This is a genomic window from Paraburkholderia elongata (genome assembly GCF_013177735.1).
GTDB lineage: Bacteria > Pseudomonadota > Gammaproteobacteria > Burkholderiales > Burkholderiaceae > Paraburkholderia > Paraburkholderia elongata.
Genome location: NZ_WOEZ01000254.1, coordinates 24,922 through 42,960, shown reverse-complemented (window position 1 = coordinate 42,960; position 18,039 = coordinate 24,922). Strand labels below are relative to the sequence as shown.

Sequence of the window (18,039 nt, the reverse complement as noted above, 5' to 3'; positions counted from 1 at the left end):
GTCTGACGATCAACGGGCACGAAGCGACTCATCTATGGGCTCTCTCAGTGAACTGGCTGATTCATTAACGCCCAACGTGCCCGCCCGGATGACCAACCTCGGCGCAAACTCCGACAACCTCCTAGTCAACAGACGGTTGCGCCTATCACGATCTCTGTCGCGCAACGTCGAGATTGACCACGCCGTGTCGCGTGCTAGATGCTTGAGAGGACTTCCGCTATTCTGTCAGTTGTTTAATAGCCACACCGTAATGACCATGGATCTCGACAAAATCGACGCTCGCATTCTTGACCTTGTGCAACGTAACAATCGCCTGACCAGCGACGAGCTTGGAGAAAAGGTCGGATTGTCCGCAACTGGAGTCCAGCGTCGACTGAAGCGGTTGCGATCAGAGGGCGTGATTGAAGCAGACATTTCAATCGTTTCACCCAAGGCGATTGGCCGGAACGTGACGATGTTGGTCCTCGTCACCTTGGAGCGGGAGCGGGCGGATATCGTTGACCGCTTCAAGCAGGCGATCTGCAATACTACCGAGGTAATGAGCGGCTTCTACGTTACTGGTGATGCAGACTTTGTTCTACTGGTTACTGCAAACAATATGGAAGACTACGAGCAATTTACCAGGCGTTTCTTCTACGAGAATACGGATATTAAGTCTTTCAAAACGATGGTTGTTATGGATCGCGTTAAAGCTGGCTTTACTCTGCCGATGCCTTTAGGCGCATCAATTTAGATTGATTCGGATAGGAGGGCGCCGGCAAGGTCCTGTCTATTTTTTCTTGACTGCTGGGATGGTGTTGTGAACTGGCTTCGTATGCTCCCGATTTCGGTTCCTTGTCCAACCAATCGAGAGCGTGACATGGCGCGCGAGCGGATACGGACGTCTCGCGGAGTAAAAAGAGCTCCTAAACATCGCGCGACGTAAAGGAGCTAACTCTCGGACCTAAGAGCGGTCAGAGAAACTTAGGAATGCGTCGGCTCTTTGGCCAGTTCGTTCTCAACCTGTGAGACCGCCTGACGAGCAATGCCAACGATGTCGTCGATCTCCGCCTTGGTAATCGTGAGCGGAGGAGCGAAACCCAGGATGTCGCCGTGCGGCATCGCGCGAGCGATCAGCCCGCGGTCTCGAGCGGCTTTCGACACTCGTGCCCCGACCTTCAGTTGCGCGTCAAAGCGTTGCTTGGTCGCCGGGTCAGCAACGAATTCAACCGCTGCCATGAGGCCAACACCACGAACCTCACCGACGATCGGCGAATCGCTGAACGCATCCTCTAGTGCCGTCTGGAAATATTCGCCGACGTTTGCGGCATTTCCGGGGAGGTCCTCACGCTCGACGATGTCGAGGACTGCATTCGCAGCTGCAACGCCAATCGGATGGCCAGAGTACGTGTAGCCATGCGAGAAGGCACCGACCTTCTGTGCACCTGCGTCGAGCACCTCATAGACTTTTTCGCCCACAATACATGCCGACAGTGGCGCGTACGCGGACGTGAGCCCCTTCGCGACGGTGATGAGGTCCGGCTCGATCCCGTACTTTTGCGAACCAAACATCGCGCCGGTACGACCGAAGCCTGTGATCACTTCGTCTGCAATCAGCAGGACATCGTATTTCGCCAGAACCGGTTGGATCGCTGCCCAGTAGCCTTCCGGTGGGGGCGTGATGCCGCCCGTGCCGAGGACAGGTTCAGCGATGAATGCACCGACAGTTTCCGGGCCCTCACGAAGAATGAGTTCCTCCAGCTCGCGAGCACGACGTGCCGAGAACTCCAGCTCCGTCTCACTCGGATTTGCACCCCAATAATAATGGGGTACGCCCGTATGCAAAATTCCCGAGACCGGCAGGTCCATGTAGTCGTGATAGAAGCTCATGCCCGTCATCGAGCCGGACACAACTGAGCACCCGTGGTATCCGCGTTCACGCGCGATGATCTTCTTCTTCTTCGGCAGCCCGCGAAGATTGTTGTAGTACCAGACGAGCTTCGCCTGCGTTTCGTTGGCGTCGGAGCCGGAAAGGCCGTAGAACACCTTGCTCATCTTGCCCGGCGCCATCTTGACGAGGCGGTCAGACAGTTTGGCAAGCTCCTCCGTCGTGTGTGCAGCGTACGTGTGGTAATAGGCGAGCTTGTAGGCTTGCCGCGCAATCGCCTCGGCGACTTCGTCGCGGCCGTAGCCAACGTTGACGCAGTAGAGACCGGCGAACCCGTCAATGTACTCGCGGCCTTCGGCGTCGCGAATGCGAATGCCCTTGCCACCTTCAACGATCGTGGGATCTCCGGCCTTCCCGGCAGCAAAATCGTGAAGCTGCGTGAACGGATGGAGGACCGAATTGCGATCCATTTCCGAAATCTTTTTGATATCCATGTCTATCTCCTTAATCCTTCAAATTGCCGAAGCAGGTGTACTTCTGCTCCATGTAATCACCCATGCCGTAGCGCGATCCTTCCCGCCCAAGGCCCGACTGCTTCCATCCCCCGAACGGAATCGATGCACCCGTGAACTTCGGTGTATTGACGGCCACCATCCCGTACTCCAGTCGATCGGACATACGCATCGCACGATTCAGGTTGCTCGTGTAGACATACGCAGCGAGACCGTATTCGGAATTGTTTGCGCGTTGCAGTACTTCAGCTTCGGTATCAAACGGCAGGATTGCGGCGACCGGACCGAACGTCTCCTCCTTCGCAATATCCATGTCATCTGCGACGTCAGCCAGAACTGTCGGAGGAACGAACTGGTGCCCCAGCGGAGAGGTGCCTCCACCTGCAACGACGCGGGCTCCCGCGCTTACTGCCTGCCCAATCTGGTCGCGACATTTCGCAGACACAGACGGACGAGTCATCGGGCCGATGTCGGAGCTGGGATCCAGACCATGTCCCACCTTCAGCTCTTTGACAGCGGTCGAAAACTTCTCCACAAACTGCTCGTAGATGGATCGCTGGACGTAGATTCTGTTTGCAGCAAGACAATCCTGGCCAGACGTCGCAAACTTCGCATCAATACAGCCCTCGACCGCGACCTCGAGAGACGCGTCATCAAATACGATGAAAGGTGCGTGACCGCCCAGTTCCATCGAGACCTTCTTGACCGTCTCTGCCGACTGGCGCAGCAGGATTCGGCCCACCGTGGTCGAACCGGTGAAGCTGAAGGAGCGGACCTCCGTAGCTTCAAGAAGACGTTTGGACATCTCGGCCGCGTCGCCGTTGATGACCTGAAACACACCCGCCGGCATACCTGCTTCGTCAGCCAGTTTTGCGATGGCCAGCGCGCATAGCGGCGTTTCCGGCGCGGGCTTGACGATCATCGGGCAACCCGCTGCGAGCGCAGCGCCGGCCTTGCGCGTAATCATCGCGATCGGAAAATTCCAGGGTGTAACCGCCGCCGTCACTCCGATTGGGTGCCAGGTGACAGTCAGCCGGCTACCCGCCAGGTGGCTCGGAATAGTCTCACCATAGGCACGTTCACCTTCGGCTGCAAACCAGTCGAGAAAATTCGCGGCGTACTCGATCTCCCCGCGCGATTCCTTGATAGGCTTGCCTTGCTCCGACGTCATGATTACGGAGAGGTCTCCGGAGTTGCTCCGCAGCAATGCAGCCCACCTTCGAAGAATCGCGCCACGTGCGGTCGGAACAAGTTCGCGCCAGCCTTCAAACGCAGCTCGCGCGGCATCGACCGCGGCATCAATGGCATGCGCGGAAAGCATGTCCACTTGGGCAATCACTTCGCTGGTTGCGGGATCGATGACACTTATCTTCTCTTGGCCGGCTTTCCACGAACCGTTCACGTAGGACCGGTGTTCCAACAGGTCCGCGCGGCTCAGCGAAGCCAGTGCATTTCTTGCTAACTCTTTCACGACGTGTCCTCATAAGCTCGTCAAACGACGTATACATGGTAGCGTCGGTGCCTCGCTGAAAAAGCGCACTTGAATTGATTGTGACGTCGAATTCCGGCGATGTTCCTCTCGCTACGCAGCTTTTCAACGCCGCGTGGCATTGAGGGCGTATTCCCGTCGAGGCGACTGGCCGCTGCACGCTCGACCGCACGACCTACGGCTCTTGGCCCGGCGCACAACACCTCCGGGTAGTCAAACGTGCGGCGATTCCCTGCCAGTTGACGGTCCGCACAAATTGTGCGCGACGAAGACAAAAATGCAGATTATCTGCGTGATGTAGCGACCAAACGCCGTATTGCGCTTTTATTGCCGGCGGAAACTCTCTCCATTCCAAATGAATTCGAGGAGAGGAGGCATGAAACCTGGCACACGTTGCGAAGCCGTTCAGATCGGACATCCCGCTGCCGACAGTGCTTCTCAACGCAATGTGCCCGTAATCCCGAAAGATTCACGACGGCGCTTTTGGAATCTGGCAGACCGGCAAGTTGCATCCTGGAAATTCAGCGAGCACGAATGAGCACAGCACCTTTACTCACTGTCAAGCAACTGACGCCGGAGTCTTTTTCTCCGTTTGGCTGGGTGTTGGGTAAAGCAATGGCTACTGCCGGCGACAAGCCGTTCTTCAAAGGCGCCACGCTGTCGATGTGGCGGGAGCACCTGTTCGATACGGGGGCTCCGAACAAGACCGAAATTGTGTGGGGCAACTTCAGCGACGACGACCCGATTGTGCGCACCCTCGAGACACGCTTGTTGACTCAGCAAGCGGTTGTGCCACTGACCGGGCCGTTGATCCAAATTGTTGCTGCCAGCAATGAATCTGGTGGCCCTGACATTGACTCAATCGGAGCCTTTGAAATTCCAATAGGCATGGGGACATGCGTGCGCCCGGGATGTTGGCACGCAATCCGTGTGTCGAAAGGCGAGGTTATGGCCCTTCTGCTATCTCGGCAATCGACAACTTACGATTTGATTGTCCACCTGCACACGGGATGTCCAACAGCAGAGAGTTCAAGGAATTCAATTGTGCCGCGTCGGGTAGTCTTGACGGAGGTCGAGTCAAACGAAATTGTCGATGTCGCATAAATCTTTTCGTTAATACCGAAAAGCGCAGTGATTTTGAGTTATCTCACGTTCAATAACAGGTGGTGATCATGCGCAAAATTGAATCCCTTTCGTATATTGCGGCGCTCTCGTCGCTTTCATGTGCTTTCGCGGTCGTCTACCCGGCACCGGCGGTCGCAGATGAGACAGTGGTGATCGGCCATGTTGCTCCGCTCACTGGCCCTGTCGCACAGTTGGGTAAAGACAACGAGAATGGTGCAAGGCTCGCGGTCGAGGAGATCAACGCAAAAGGCCTCGTGATTGGTGGTCAGAAGGTCGTTCTGCAATTGGACGGTGAAGACGACGGCGCAGACCCGAGGACGGCTACCCAGGTGGCACAGAAGCTCGTTGACGAGAAAGTGGTGGCGGTCGTTGGTCACATGGAGTCGGGCACTTCGATTCCGGCATCAAAAATTTATAGCGACGCGGGAATTACGATGATCACACCATCGGCGACCAACCCGACTCTCACGCGACAGGGTTTCAAAAACGTCTTCCGCCTGGTTGCCACTGACGCGCAACAAGGTCCTGCGCTGGCAAACTATGCAAGCGAGAAACTGAAGATCAAAACCGTTGCGATCGTTGACGATGCTACGGCATACGGCCAAGGCTTGGCGGATGAGTTCGCAAAAGCGGCAAAAAACCTGGGTATCCAAGTCCTCTCTCGAGACACCACGAACGATAAAGCTGTCGATTTTCACGCCATTTTGACGAAAATCAAGAGTGAAAGACCTGACGCAATCATGTATGGCGGTCTGGATGCAACCGGGGGGCCTTTCGCCAAACAGTCCGCACAACTTGGCTTGCAGGCGAAGATTCTTTCTGGTGATGGCGTATGCTCTGACAGATTGGAAGCGCTGGCGGGAAGCGCGGTTGATCGCGTAGTGTGCTCTCAGCCCGGAGCGTCCCCGGAGAAGATGCCGGGAGGCGCCGCGTTCAAGGCCAAATATCAAAAGCGTTTTGGGCATGCGATGGAAATCTATGCACCGTTCACTTACGACGCTGTGTATATCGTGGTAGATGCGATGCGTCGTGTGAATTCGACAGATCCAGCAAAGATTCTGGCTGCGACGCCGGCCACCGACTATCGCGGCGTTACTGGTGAAACCAAATTTGATGAGAAAGGGGATCTTCGGAACGGTGTGATCTCGATCTTTGACTATCAAAACGGGAAGAAGACGTTCGTCGACCAAGTGACGATGTAAGCGGTTCCGTCCGGGAGCAACTGGTCGAGTCGAGCTCCCGGATGTTTGTTTCTCAAGTTTGAGACGTAAAGTAAAGAGAGGACTTTCGTACATTCGATTTTTCAAAATTGGATTATTGAAGGAACGAAAATTCATTTTATGAGGTATTGTCAATGAGCGAAATCTCAAGTGACACCGGATTTCCAAAGCTTCGAAAGTTTTTCGATCGCGCGGAATATTTGGTTCGCTTAGAAAAAGTACGTACCGAGATGGTCTCGAGAGGCATGGATTTGCTGATCGTGTCGGACCCCGCCAATATCGGTTGGATGTCGGGGTACGATGGCTATTCGTTTTACAACCATCAATGTGTGGTTGTTTCGATGGATAACGAACCCGTCTGGTTCGGACGCGGCATCGATCTCAACGGTGCCAAAGCGACCACTTACATGACCGATGCCGCATTGTTCGCGTACCCGGAGGAGTATGTCCAGCGTGACTTGCATCCGATGGAGTACCTTGCTCGCGAAGTGATTGCGGGTCGTCACTGGGAAGGTTTGGCTGTCGGGGTGGAAATGGACAGCTTCTACTTTTCTGCGGCGTCGCTTACGACACTGCAGAAGCATTTGCCGAAGAACTCGTGGGTGGATGCGACAGGGCTCGTTAACCGTCAACGCGCCGTGAAGTCGGAGACCGAACTGCGCTATATGCGGATCGGGGGGCGCATCCTGGAGAAGATGTACGGTCGAATCCTCGATTTGATCGAACCGGGTATGCGGAAGAACGATCTGGTTGCTGAAATTTTCGCAACCGCGATTCGGGGTGTGGATGATTTCGGTGGGGATTATCCGTCGATTGTGCCTCTGGTTCCGACCGGAATTGAGGCTGCTACTCCTCATTTGACGTGGGACGATTCGAAGTTCCAGCGCGGTGCGGGTACCTTCTTCGAAATTGCAGGGGTTTATAGAAGATACCACTGCCCGTTGTCGAGAACGGTATATATCGGTCAGCCTCCGCAGAAATTCCTGGACGCCGAAAAAGCGGTTATTGAAGGAATTGAGGCTGGGCTTGAAGCTGCCAAGCCGGGAAACACGTGCGAGGATATTGCAACGGCCTTCTTTTCTGTCATGAATCGGCACGGCATTCAGAAAAGTGGTCGCGTGGGATATCCGATCGGAATGAGCTATCCCCCAGACTGGGGCGAGCGTACTACGAGCTTGCGCGTCGGGGATAAAACAGTGCTGGAGCCGGGCATGACTTTCCACTTCATGCCTGGCCTGTGGTTCGAGGACTGGGGACTGGAGATTACCGAGAGCATCGTTATTACACCGACAGGTTCATCATGTCTGTGCGATGTTCCGCGGAAGCTCTTTGTCAAAAACTGACTTGTTCTAAGTTGACGCGTGTTTCGGGAGAAGTGGATGAGGGCATTGCTGCTCAACTTCTCCGGAGCACTGTGAGTTGATTGTTGTGCGAAACGGTGACGACCGGGGCGCCGGTGATGTCCAATTAAGGTGTCCTGATCTACCGTAAGGCGCCACACGAACTTTTATCAAGGAGTGGCCCGATGCTGGCTTCACCAATAACCCCCACTGTCGATTTCGACGCCGATGGCGAGCAACATGGGTTCTTGAAACTGCCGTACTCACGGGACGATTCTGCGTGGGGCACGGTCATGATTCCGGTTGCGGTCGTGAAACGTGGTGAGGGACCAACCGTCTTGCTTACGGGCGGCAACCACGGGGACGAATACGAAGGCCCCGTTGCGTTGTCGAAGCTTGCAGGCGAGCTTCGCGCACACGACGTGCGTGGACGGGTCATTATCATTCCGTTCATGAACTATCCGGCGTTCCAGGCCGGTACACGCACTTCGCCGATTGACGCGGGCAACCTGAACCGCAGCTTCCCAGGCAGGCCCGACGGCACCGTGACGGAGAAAATCGCTGACTACTTCCAGCGGTACCTGCTCCCGCTTGCGGATTACGTGCTCGACATTCACGCTGGCGGTCGCACGCTCGATTTCGTGCCATTTGCCGCGATCCACGTGCTCGACGACAAGGCTCAGCAGGCACGTTGCGAGGCCGCGATGCGAGCATTCGGCGCCCCGTACTCGATGCGGCTTCTCGAACTCGACAGCGTCGGGATGTTTGACACGGCAGTCGAGGAGGCTGGCAAGGTGTTCGTATCGACGGAACTCGGCGGCGGCGGTGCGTCAACGGCGAAAAGCGTCGCTATTGCTGACCGGGGCGTGCGTGGCTTCTTACGGTACGCCGGCATCCTGGAGGGTGATGGGCAACCGGGTACGGAGCGGCGCACGACGACACTCCTCGATATGCCGGACGGATCCTGCTACACCACCAGCGACCACGGCGGATTGCTGGAGATGTGCCGCGACCTTGGCGAAACAGTTACGTGCGGCGATGTCCTGGCACGCATCTACGACACGAGTCGCACCGGCGTGCCGGCGGTCGAATACAGAGCACGGCGAGACGGGATTGTCGTAGCCCGACACTTTCCTGGGTTGGTGAAAGTCGGCGACACGATCGCGGTTGTTGCAATAGTCGTCGAGCGCGATGTGGTAGCGGCCGGCTGCCGTGCTGACGAAGGACGATTACGAGGGCTACTTCCGCAAGCATGAACCGTTCGTCGCTGCCTTGAGCGGCGATCTGACCGTGTGATAGTCGCCTTGATGGCGCCCCCAATAAATGGCAACCCAAGAACGCCCGCTCCGTATGGAAAGTGCAGCGTCTCGTGTATGGAATGGAGACTTGTCTGTGTGATACGGCTTGAAATGCAGACTCTTCGTCCTTCTCGCGGTGGCGCCGGCAGCCTACAAGCCCCTGTCCATAAGAAGTTTAAGTGCAGGCTTATTTGTGTACTCACAATAGGTGTATGTGCCTTTCCCGCACTCACATTGGACCAAGGTCCAATGGCGGCCTTTACACCAGACTCATAGCCTATTGGTTGGGGCGTGCCGCTCCATGGGTAAGTAGCATTCTGACACCTGTGGAAGCCCATCAGACGAGGCTAACTAATCGATTTCCCAACCGGAGAGGAACATTGTGAGCCTCGACACCCTGGAAACGCTGATGGCCGCTTCACTCGTCCTTCTGCTCGGGAGGTGGATCCTTGCCCGTACACCCATATTGCGGGCTTACAGTATCCCCGAACCGGTAGTCGGCGGACTACTTGTCGCGCTGCTGGTTTTTGCGCTGCGCAGCGCCTTGAAAATCGACGTGCGTTTCGATCCGGGGCTTCAAGTGCCGTTGATGCTGACGTTCTTCGCCACCATCGGTCTTAACGCAGATCTCGCAGGGCTGAAAGCTGGCGGTCGCGCGCTGATTGTCTTTCTCGGCGCAGTGGTCGGGCTGCTTGTGATGCAGAATGTGCTCGGCATCGGCCTCGCCTGGGCGTTGGGGCAAGAGCGCATTCTCGGCCTGCTCGGGGCGTCCGTCACCCTGTCGGGCGGCCATGGCACAGGTGCCGCGTGGGCCAAGGTGTTTGCAGAACGTCACGGGCTCGCATCGGCGACGGAGATCGCGATTGCCTGCGCCACGTTCGGCCTGATACTCGGAGGATTGATTGGCGGCCCGGTCGCGCGTTTTCTCATCACGCACTATGGCCTTACCCCCAACCCCGAATCGAATTCCGCAGACACGACCGGCTTCGAGCAGCCCAAAGCGGTGCGCCCGATCACCGCGGACGCAGTCATCGAAACAGTAGCGCTCATTGCCGTTTGCCTCGCGGTCGGCTCGGCGCTCGCGTCCTGGTTGAACGGCACGGCGTTCGAGTTGCCCGCGTTCGTGTGTGTATTGTTCGTTGGCGTCATTCTTCGCAACGGGCTTGCTGTGCGCGGCTGGTACCAGGTCTTCGAGGACGCAGCAGCACTGCTCGGCAATGTAAGCCTCGGACTCTTTCTGGCGATCGCACTGATGAGCTTGCGTCTAGCGGACCTGGCCACGCTTGCGCTACCCCTTCTCGCAATCCTGGTAGTCCAGGCGATGGCCATGGCCGGCTATGCAATATTCGTCACTTTTCGGATCATGGGGCGGAACTACGATGCGGCGGTGCTAGCAGCGGGGCACTGCGGTTTTGGCCTCGGGGCTACGCCAACTGCCATCGCGAACATGCAAGCCATTACGGGGCGATTCGGCGCCTCCCATCTGGCCTTCCTGATCGTACCGATGGTGGGAGCGTTCTTTATTGACATCGCGAATGCGATCGTGATCAAGTTGTTCCTGCTGCTGCCAATTTACAGGTAAAGGCAACCAGACCTGCAGCGTGGCGAGCCCCTTCAGCGTACACACGACACGTAGCTTTTATGTGAATCGTAGTAAATGCTCACTCGACCGTTGCCAAGATTGACCGCCTTGTGGAAGCCCTTCCCGGCGAAGGTGTGTGACCAATATATGCTGCCGCCCCCCCAACCATAGAGACCATCTGGATAACGCGAATCGTTTTTTGGCGCGACGATCGCGTACTTGCTCCCTGTAGCTGTACTGTTACCAGCGTTCGCGTAGGCGAACAGCGCCTTCAGTTCTTCGACCGTTGGTAGCCGCATATCACGCTTCGCACAGTGGTACAGCGCGTCGTGGTAGTCGTAGCGCACCACCCGTGATCCATTGAAAGGGTCTCGGGCGCCTTTCGTCGCGCTCAGGGATTTTTTCTCCCATGGATAGGTGTCAGTTGCGGGGCGGCTAAAGCAGGTCTTGTTGTGAGAGAAGACGGTCGTGCCACCGCCGAACATTGGATACGTCCCCGCAGGCATGCAGATTTCTTCAGTGGCTACCATCGCGTCCGCCCCTGCTGCGGCGGTCGAAAGACTCAAACTCAGAAATGGTGCTGCAATCGACAATGCGCGAAGCAGCACCAATCTCCGATTCCACTTTCCGCTGACGAAAGTCATGACAGTCCGATAAGTGTGTTCATGATCGACCACGTGGACACGATCTGGTTGCGTCACAAACCCCGGCCGGGCGTGGAGCGTCGGCCACAGCCCAGATGATCCGGAGACGCTTGCATCCTTGTGCGTCAAGCTAAGCCCGGAAACGGAGGAAGTAAACGTCTTTTTTGGTGGGGCAAATAACTGATAACCCATTTTATAAAGCTGCTGGATCACGGCCGGGATGTATCCTTCAGATAGGGCGTCGCAGTCGCACCGAACACGCGAGCATGGAAGGTGGGTTCAGCGATTCCGGTCGCAGCGCCTTGAGTCGTAGCGGTGATGACATGAAGCGTATTTACGTTCTGATTATGCTTTGCAGTGCGTTGGCCGCCTGCATATCGGCGGGCGTCGACGTCAAACCAGAGCAGCTGTCGAGCTTCAAGCAAGGTGTGACCAGCCTTGACGAGGTTGTCGCCGTGCTTGGATCTCCAACGGCACAGACCACGCTAAGCGATGGGTCGACCGTGCTGATCTATTCATTCGTCACATCCAGGCCCCGTCCCGAAAGCTTTATCCCGCTCATCGGTTCGCTCTTCGGCGGGGCCGACACGCAATCTTCGACAGTCGTGTTCGAGTTCGACGAAAACGGCGTTCTCACGAGTCAACGCAGGACGACATCGAGCGGTGCACAGGGATTGAGTGCGAAGACGCCCGGCACGCTGCCGCAGTCGGATGAGCCTGGTCAAACGAAGTAGCCGGAGCCCGGCCTGTCCGCGAATGCGGGAGATCTGGTGCCCGGCAAGAGCAGAAGGCTCGCTATGACACGTGATCCATTGGTTAGCGAGAGGCTGTAGCACCCGCTGAAGTTCCGTCCTCCGTGCGCGGTACCGCGTCTTGTGCCGGCAGCGCCGGGAGTGCGGACTTGAGATGAACGTCGTGCTGCGGGAATGGGATTTCGACTCCCGCCTGCCGCAACTCACGTTCGATCGCCGTAAGCACATCGTGGGTGGCGGGAATTCGTTGATTCACGCCCTCGACAAAGAAACGCGCCTCAAAATCGAGTGAACTGTCACCGAAAGCGAGGAAGAATACGCTAGGGGCGGGATTGGTGAGGACATAGGGCACTGAGCGCACTGCTTTCAGGATCGATTCGCACGTAGCCGCGGTGTCGGATCCATAGGCGACGCCGACCTTCAGCACGACCCGCGTGATGTGATCGCTCAGCGTCCAGTTGGTGACTCGCTCCGTGATCACGGTCTTGTTCGGTATCACCACTTCCTTGCGATCGAAGTCGGTCACAGTCGTGGCGCGTGCCTGCACACGGGTCACGACGCCGGTCACGTCTGCGACAGTCACGGTATCGCCGATACGGATCGGCCGCTCGAACAATATGATCAAACCGGAGACGAAATTTGCAAAGATCTCCTGCAGGCCGAAGCCGAGGCCCACGCCCATGGCCGCGACCAGCCATTGAATCCGGGACCAGTTGCCGCCCAGCACACTAAACACCGTCATCACCGCCCCGCCCACAATGACGTATCGGGCCACGGTCCTGATGGCATAACGGCTACCGCCCGAGAGCCGTGCCCGGTCTGGAAACGCAATATCAAGGAAGCCCCCGATGTTTTTGACCGCAACGACTGCGACAAATCCTATCGTCAGGGCGAGCATCACGTCCCCGAGCGTGACGGCGCGCTCAACCGTTTGCCCCTCCTCGACATCGGTATAGGTCCAGAGAGAAATCTCGTTGAGCCGGCTCAGACCTGGCAATGCTCCGTGCCAGACCACCAGCACGGCAATCACCAGCAGTACGGCGGATAACGCACGCAACAACCGCGTCGCCTGGGCTCCGATCGAGGCCAGGTCGGGTCGGTCCAGGTTCTTGCGCGCCCCGTCGATGAGGACTTCCGCCTCCCGATCCATGCCCTGCGTCCGTGCGCGCTCGAGTTCGTCGCGCCGGTCGTGCAGCCAGCGCGCTGTCAGCGTATGGAACAGCGCGATCGCTGCCGCAGTCAGGCAACTGATCAGCGTGAGCCGGCCGAAGACCTGCGCAGCATTGTAAAAGCCAACCGCTGACAGTACCGCTAGTGATAGCGGCACCACACAGGCGAACACATAGGCGGCATATTTCATGACCACGTCCCGGTCTTCCGCGCCTGGACCGAAATACCGCGAGAGAACCCGGCCACCCGGGCGGAAGGTCACGCCGATTACTCCGGCGAACACGATGAGCGCCAGCATATGGGTTGGGCGCCCCAGTGAGGCCCGCACGATGAGATCGTCATACTGGGATGCGGCTCGGTTGACGAAGCCAAGCGGCACCACGAGGAACGTGAACACGCGTGATGCGCGGCGCAACGCACGCGCTGACTGGGCGTCGAGTCCGAAATGCAGTTGGGCAATGCCATCACGACGAAACAGCCTTGAGAAGAACAGCCCTATGAGTACTCCCCACGCCGCCGGGCTGAGCCCTTCGCCGACAGCATTGGCAAATTCTGAAGCCGTCGACGAGGCGACGATCAGATTGCCGACCGTCCAGATGGCCAGCGGCAGTGGTGCAACGACGAGCAGGGTCGTGCCAAGGGCCTGCACGGTGGCGGTGACGTCGGGGTCGCCCTCTGCCCCCTTGCGCTCGGACAGGTGCCGCAGACGCGCAAGCAGACGCTTGCGCGCCGCCACGATGGCGAACACGGCGGCAAACAGGACAAGCACCTGCGGCGAGCGTTGCTGCGCCTGGTCCTCGATGGTTTCACCCACTTCGCGCCAGCCCGTTGGCGAAGCGAGCCACGACAGTGTCTGTGGCAAATCGCTGAAGGACCTTTGGGACAGGGGGGCCACAGGCACCCAGAACAGCGCCTTGTCGATCAGGCTGCGATAGTCTTGCGCGGTGCTCAGGAGCTGGTCCTCGGCAGCGACGAGTTCATCCAGTGTGTTCAGATAGGTTCGCTGCGAAGTCGATAGCCGATCGAGCAGTTCCCTGCGGTCCGCAATCAGGACTACCGCTTCGCCGCGCAGGGCCGCCAGTTCTGCCGGGCGCGTGCGCGCAGCCTCTTTGCGCATGACGGCGTCGATCTCCTCGTCCGGGTTCGCGAGACGACGTTGCTCGCGCTCGACCTGGAACGCTGCCGCAGCGATTGACTCAGCGGCTCGCGCCCGTTCGCCGCGCGCGCGACGGAACTGCTCCGCTTCAGGCAGCGCGGCAGCGCGCTCCGCGAGCACCCGGGCCAGTGATTCCGTGAGCTTGCTGCGCTCCAGGCTGAGGCGCGCGCGCTGAAAATCGACCGCCAGTTGTTCCGCCTCCGCCTTGCGCCGATCGCGCGCTTGCCGCAGCGACTCGATTTCCTTCGCCGTCGCCGCAAGCTGTGCAGAGCTTTGGACATTGGCCGCCGCCAATCGACTCAAGGCGGGACTGCGGTCCACCAACTGCCGTTGGCGCTCGGAGGCATCTTCCTCGGCTCGCCGGGCGTCATCTACTCGACGCTGATCGACGAGAGCCACCAGCCGTTTCAGGTCAGCATCGTCGCGCTGCAATTGCGTCCGAATCACTTCCCGCCGCAGTTGCGTCAAACGGGCCAATAGCGGTTGCGCATCGATGCGGCTGCGCAAGGCGTCAGCCTGAGCTTCACGAACCAGCAGCGCGGCCCGCTTGGCCTGTGTCTCCGTCATGGTGAGCAAAGTCTGACGTGACGCACTTGAGGCAGTCTGGATCTCTTCACGCAACCGCTCCAGACCGGCTTGCGCTTCGCGCTGCGTGTTGCGCAGCTCCGCGGGCTCCGTGTCGACACGTTCGATTTCGAGGTCGAGCATCGCGAGTTCGGCGCGCGCCGCGGCCTGGCGAGTTTCGGCCTGGACCAGCGCCTGCTCCAGTTCGTTGAGTGTGCTGCCGGCACTCGAAGGGCCGGCAACCGCCTGGTCTGATTCAGAGCGCAGTTTTTCCAGTGTCCGCTCCAGGTCACGAATCTGGTCCGGCGCATCGCGCATTAACTGACGATAGGTCTCCGCCTGGGCACGCAGCTCGGAAACACGCTCCAGATCCGCGAGCGTTGTGCGGGATAGTTCCGCGATGCGTGCCTTGGTGGGCACATCGATGTCCTTGCGGACCTCTGCTTCCAGGGCCGTGCGCCGCACCTGTTCGACGGTCAAGTCAGCGTTCGAGCGAACCCCAGGAGGTTCCGCCTGCGCGACTACAGCCGTCATGGCTGCTCCGACCAGCAACAGTCGCGCGATGGTCAGGGGACGAACCAGACGGGTTTTGTCTGGACTACTGCCGACGCAAACCACCACCGCCACCCCTTGCGCCGCCCGCGCCGTTGGCTCTCCGGTCGAAACCGCCTCCCGATTGCGCGTAGCGTTGGCTCTGGGTCGCACCTCTCTGACGATTCTGCATGTCGTTGTTCAGCTCTCCAAAGGAAGGCTGTGCGCTGGTCCGGTTGATTCCACCCGCAGCATTTTGAGGCTGGGCAGCGGCCCTGCTCGGCGGTGCTGGCGTGGTGCGCTGCTGCTGATAGTTCTGGGTTCCTTGCTGAGTGGTCCGGGGATTCGCCGGCTGGGTTCCCGCGGGGCGTTGCTGCTGATAGCTCTGCGCGCTTTGCTGAGTGGTTCCGGCATTACCGGGCTGGGTTCCTGCGGAGCGCTGCTGCTGATAGCTCTGCGCGTTTCGCTGAGTAGCGCCGGTGTTCGTCGCGGAAGGCGTGCGCTGAGGCTGCGCGGATTGCGCTTTTTGCGGCGACGACTGCGGCGTCGGTTTGTTCACATTGGACCAGGAACCGTTATCGTACTTCTGCCAGCTCCCACCCGTGTTCTTGTACACATTGCCATCACGTCCTGCGTAAAGGTCGCCGTTTGCTGTCTTACCGGCTACGGCTCTGCCGTTGGCCGTGCTTCCAGCAACCGCCTTGCCGCCTGCCGAATTTTGATAAGTCCCGACCGTGCCCTTCGCTGTGGTGGTGTGCTGCGTCGCCGCCCACTGGTTCCCCTTTGTCACGACCGAGCTTCCCCACTGCCCGTACGCGTTCGATCCTTGACGGGTAGCGGCGTAGGCGCCTGTGTAAGGGTTATAGGCCTGCGCGACGCTTGCGCTGCCGTACTTCCCGGAAGCCGTGGCGCCTCGCGCGTACGTACCGGTATAAGGGTTGTACGATGCGCCCCATTGCGCGCTACCCGCCGGGCCATAGGCACTGCCGCGTACGCCGCGCGCGCCTGTATAGGGGTTGTAGGTCGGATATCCATACGGCGCCGGCCGCGGATAGTAGACCGGGTACGGCCCGTAGCCCACGCGGACATAGGGCGGATAGTAGTAGCCGTTGCCTTGTGCAACGATCGCGCCGACGGCGGCGCCTGCGATAAACATGCCGAGATATCCGGCGGTATAGCTGGCCTGGACAGACCCGCCCGGCACGACTTGTTGTGTCACGTAAGTGACGTTATAAACGGGCGAGGCCGGCGGAATCGTGTAGATCACCTGAGGTACCGAACTGCTGGTTTGCCAGGGTCCGGCTGGCGACGGCGAATCGAACCAGACGCCCCGCGAGCAGAGGTAGTAGTGATTCTGTACCTTGATGATCTTGTCAGGGGTGTTGGTTGCGTAGGCGAGCGTGGTGCCTTCGATCGGTGCGAAATTCGGCTCGCCGCTGTATGCGACCTTGATCTCAGCCGCTGCCGCAGCAGGGTTGACTTCAACCGTCGTCGGAATTTGCGCGAGCAGCACCGCATCGTTAGCCTCCGGCGTGCCCGGTACGGAAGCGAGGACTCGCGAGGCAGGGCTGTCGCGAGGAATGTTGGCGAAATCGGCCGGTAGCTGGTTCGTTGCGAACGTCCATGGCCCATTGGGGTTGGGCGACGAAAACCAGCGCCCTGCGGTCAGATAGTAGTAGGTCTTGGTCGGCGCGTAGACGAACACGTCGCTATCGGTATTCTTCGCGAACACCAGTCCTGTGCCGGGGATCGCGGTGTAAACCGGTTGACCGTCGAACGCGATCAGCTCAGCCGGCGTACTGCTGAAGAAGACCGCCGGCGGCTTCGCCGAGTGCTTCGCAGGCGGCGGAATAAATGGCTTCAGGTCCGTCCAGTTGGGGTCGGCGGGAACCTTCGACATCTTGGCAGGGAGCGTCTTCGTTTCCGCCCATCCGGTTTTCAGGTCGGTCGACGTCATCCATGACTGACCGGTGAACAGGTAGTACTGGTGGGCTGCGTTGTCGACGAACAGCGGCCAACTGGCGTTGACGACGAATGAGACATCTGAATTCTGGATCGGCGCGGGTACGGCATCGCCATCCACAAACAGCAGGATCGCTGGCCCGAAACTGACGAAGACGGTGGGCGGATTGCTCTTGATGGCTGCGACGGGTGCTGCCTGTTTTTTGTCGATGCTCGCCACCAGCCTATCCATCGACAAGGTCAACGACGCCTGCGGATTGAGAAATTTTCGCACTGCTTGATCCAGCTTCTGGCTCGTTGCCTGGTCCGCACCGGGGAACGCGGTACCGGTAATTTGCGGACTGCTAAGAAGTACGTTGCGGCTGTCGATATCCACGTCAGTGTGCATTTGCAACGTGATCACGCCCACCTGTGGTTTGCCACCGCGCAGGGTGATCATAATCGCCATTCGACCGGTCAGTTCCTTGAAGTCTTTCCAGTCGTCGATCTGTGGCTGGTAATAGGTGAGGGTCGCGTCCTCCTGGACCATTTCACGCGGCCAACCAGGGTCTTGTGTCGCGGCGCGAATCGGCTGCATGGCCGACAACGCCAGTGCCAGCGCCAACATTCGGATGGGCAGTCTGGAAGTCACGATGCTTTGCTCCTGTCTGCTTCACGGTACTTCCGCAGCGCGACCCGTGCCAGGGACGGAAGGCGAATGAGCAGACACGGGGTACAGATGTTGGCGGCCGGATCGCTGTTGCCGTCAGTGGTGCAGCTAAAAAGATAGGTTCACCAAGGCCTGCATGCAATTGGACCTTGGTCCAATTGCATGCAGGCGCGCGGCG

General features: G+C 58.7%; 12 protein-coding genes. 7 read left to right on the top strand and 5 right to left on the bottom strand.

The window, feature by feature from the left end; all coding sequences use genetic code 11:
• Positions 1 to 733, top strand: a 733-nt coding sequence (locus GNZ13_RS43205; RefSeq protein ID WP_216675250.1) for an Lrp/AsnC family transcriptional regulator, incomplete at its 5' end; no start/stop codon positions are given.
• Positions 734 to 963: 230 nt separating this feature from the next.
• Here GNZ13_RS43205 and GNZ13_RS43200 read toward each other — a convergent pair.
• Together GNZ13_RS43200 and GNZ13_RS43195 are read right to left on the bottom strand one after the other, a co-directional pair.
• Positions 964 to 2,361, bottom strand: a complete 1,398-nt coding sequence (locus GNZ13_RS43200) for an aspartate aminotransferase family protein (protein ID WP_216675249.1) — start codon at positions 2,359 to 2,361, stop codon at positions 964 to 966.
• Positions 2,362 to 2,371: 10 nt separating this feature from the next.
• Positions 2,372 to 3,850, bottom strand: a complete 1,479-nt coding sequence (locus tag GNZ13_RS43195; RefSeq protein ID WP_172176540.1) for an NAD-dependent succinate-semialdehyde dehydrogenase — start codon at positions 3,848 to 3,850, stop codon at positions 2,372 to 2,374.
• Positions 3,851 to 4,402: 552 nt separating this feature from the next.
• Here GNZ13_RS43195 and GNZ13_RS43190 point away from each other — a divergent pair.
• The 5 genes from GNZ13_RS43190 (at position 4,403) to gltS (ending at position 10,433) form a co-directional block, all read left to right on the top strand.
• The gene (locus tag GNZ13_RS43190; protein WP_172176538.1) at positions 4,403 to 4,972 is read left to right on the top strand and encodes an ureidoglycolate lyase; all 570 of its coding nucleotides are present in this window, start codon (positions 4,403 to 4,405) and stop codon (positions 4,970 to 4,972) included.
• Positions 4,973 to 5,040: 68 nt separating this feature from the next.
• Complete coding sequence (locus tag GNZ13_RS43185) at positions 5,041 to 6,195, top strand: branched-chain amino acid ABC transporter substrate-binding protein (protein ID WP_216675248.1); 1,155 nt, start codon at positions 5,041 to 5,043, stop codon at positions 6,193 to 6,195.
• A gap of 152 nt (positions 6,196 to 6,347) precedes the next feature.
• A complete protein-coding gene (gene doeA / locus GNZ13_RS43180; RefSeq protein ID WP_172176536.1) occupies positions 6,348 to 7,556 on the top strand; it encodes an ectoine hydrolase DoeA in 1,209 nt (402 codons plus the stop codon).
• 182 nt (positions 7,557 to 7,738) lie between these two features.
• Positions 7,739 to 8,809: a N(2)-acetyl-L-2,4-diaminobutanoate deacetylase DoeB gene (doeB, locus tag GNZ13_RS43175; RefSeq protein WP_172176534.1), complete on the top strand. Its 1,071-nt coding sequence runs from the start codon at positions 7,739 to 7,741 to the stop codon at positions 8,807 to 8,809.
• 424 nt (positions 8,810 to 9,233) lie between these two features.
• Complete coding sequence (gltS, locus tag GNZ13_RS43170; protein WP_407945698.1) at positions 9,234 to 10,433, top strand: sodium/glutamate symporter; 1,200 nt, start codon at positions 9,234 to 9,236, stop codon at positions 10,431 to 10,433.
• Positions 10,434 to 10,465: 32 nt separating this feature from the next.
• Here gltS and GNZ13_RS43165 read toward each other — a convergent pair whose 3' ends face one another.
• Positions 10,466 to 11,290 (bottom strand): DUF1566 domain-containing protein, encoded by an 825-nt coding sequence (locus GNZ13_RS43165; protein ID WP_172176532.1) that lies wholly within the window; start codon positions 11,288 to 11,290, stop codon positions 10,466 to 10,468.
• A gap of 53 nt (positions 11,291 to 11,343) precedes the next feature.
• Here GNZ13_RS43165 and GNZ13_RS43160 point away from each other — a divergent pair, with 53 nt between their 5' ends.
• Positions 11,344 to 11,811: a hypothetical protein gene (locus GNZ13_RS43160; RefSeq protein ID WP_328807377.1), complete on the top strand. Its 468-nt coding sequence runs from the start codon at positions 11,344 to 11,346 to the stop codon at positions 11,809 to 11,811.
• 82 nt (positions 11,812 to 11,893) lie between these two features.
• Here GNZ13_RS43160 and GNZ13_RS43155 read toward each other — a convergent pair whose 3' ends face one another.
• Together GNZ13_RS43155 and GNZ13_RS43150 are read right to left on the bottom strand one after the other, a co-directional pair.
• A complete protein-coding gene (locus tag GNZ13_RS43155; protein WP_172176530.1) occupies positions 11,894 to 15,253 on the bottom strand; it encodes a mechanosensitive ion channel domain-containing protein in 3,360 nt (1,119 codons plus the stop codon).
• A 64-nt stretch (positions 15,254 to 15,317) separates the two neighbouring features.
• Positions 15,318 to 17,843 (bottom strand): hypothetical protein, encoded by a 2,526-nt coding sequence (locus tag GNZ13_RS43150; RefSeq protein WP_172176528.1) that lies wholly within the window; start codon positions 17,841 to 17,843, stop codon positions 15,318 to 15,320.
• Positions 17,844 to 18,039 lie beyond the last annotated feature (196 nt).

Coding starts and splice junctions, on each gene's coding strand:
- GNZ13_RS43190 (WP_172176538.1), top strand. CDS start 4,403: ATGAGCACAGCACCTTTACTCACTGTCAAGCAACTGACGCCGGAGTCT.
- GNZ13_RS43160 (WP_328807377.1), top strand. CDS start 11,344: ATGGAAGGTGGGTTCAGCGATTCCGGTCGCAGCGCCTTGAGTCGTAGC.
- GNZ13_RS43200 (WP_216675249.1), bottom strand. CDS start 2,361: ATGGATATCAAAAAGATTTCGGAAATGGATCGCAATTCGGTCCTCCAT.
- GNZ13_RS43185 (WP_216675248.1), top strand. CDS start 5,041: ATGCGCAAAATTGAATCCCTTTCGTATATTGCGGCGCTCTCGTCGCTT.
- doeB (WP_172176534.1), top strand. CDS start 7,739: ATGCTGGCTTCACCAATAACCCCCACTGTCGATTTCGACGCCGATGGC.
- doeA (WP_172176536.1), top strand. CDS start 6,348: ATGAGCGAAATCTCAAGTGACACCGGATTTCCAAAGCTTCGAAAGTTT.
- GNZ13_RS43155 (WP_172176530.1), bottom strand. CDS start 15,253: ATGACGGCTGTAGTCGCGCAGGCGGAACCTCCTGGGGTTCGCTCGAAC.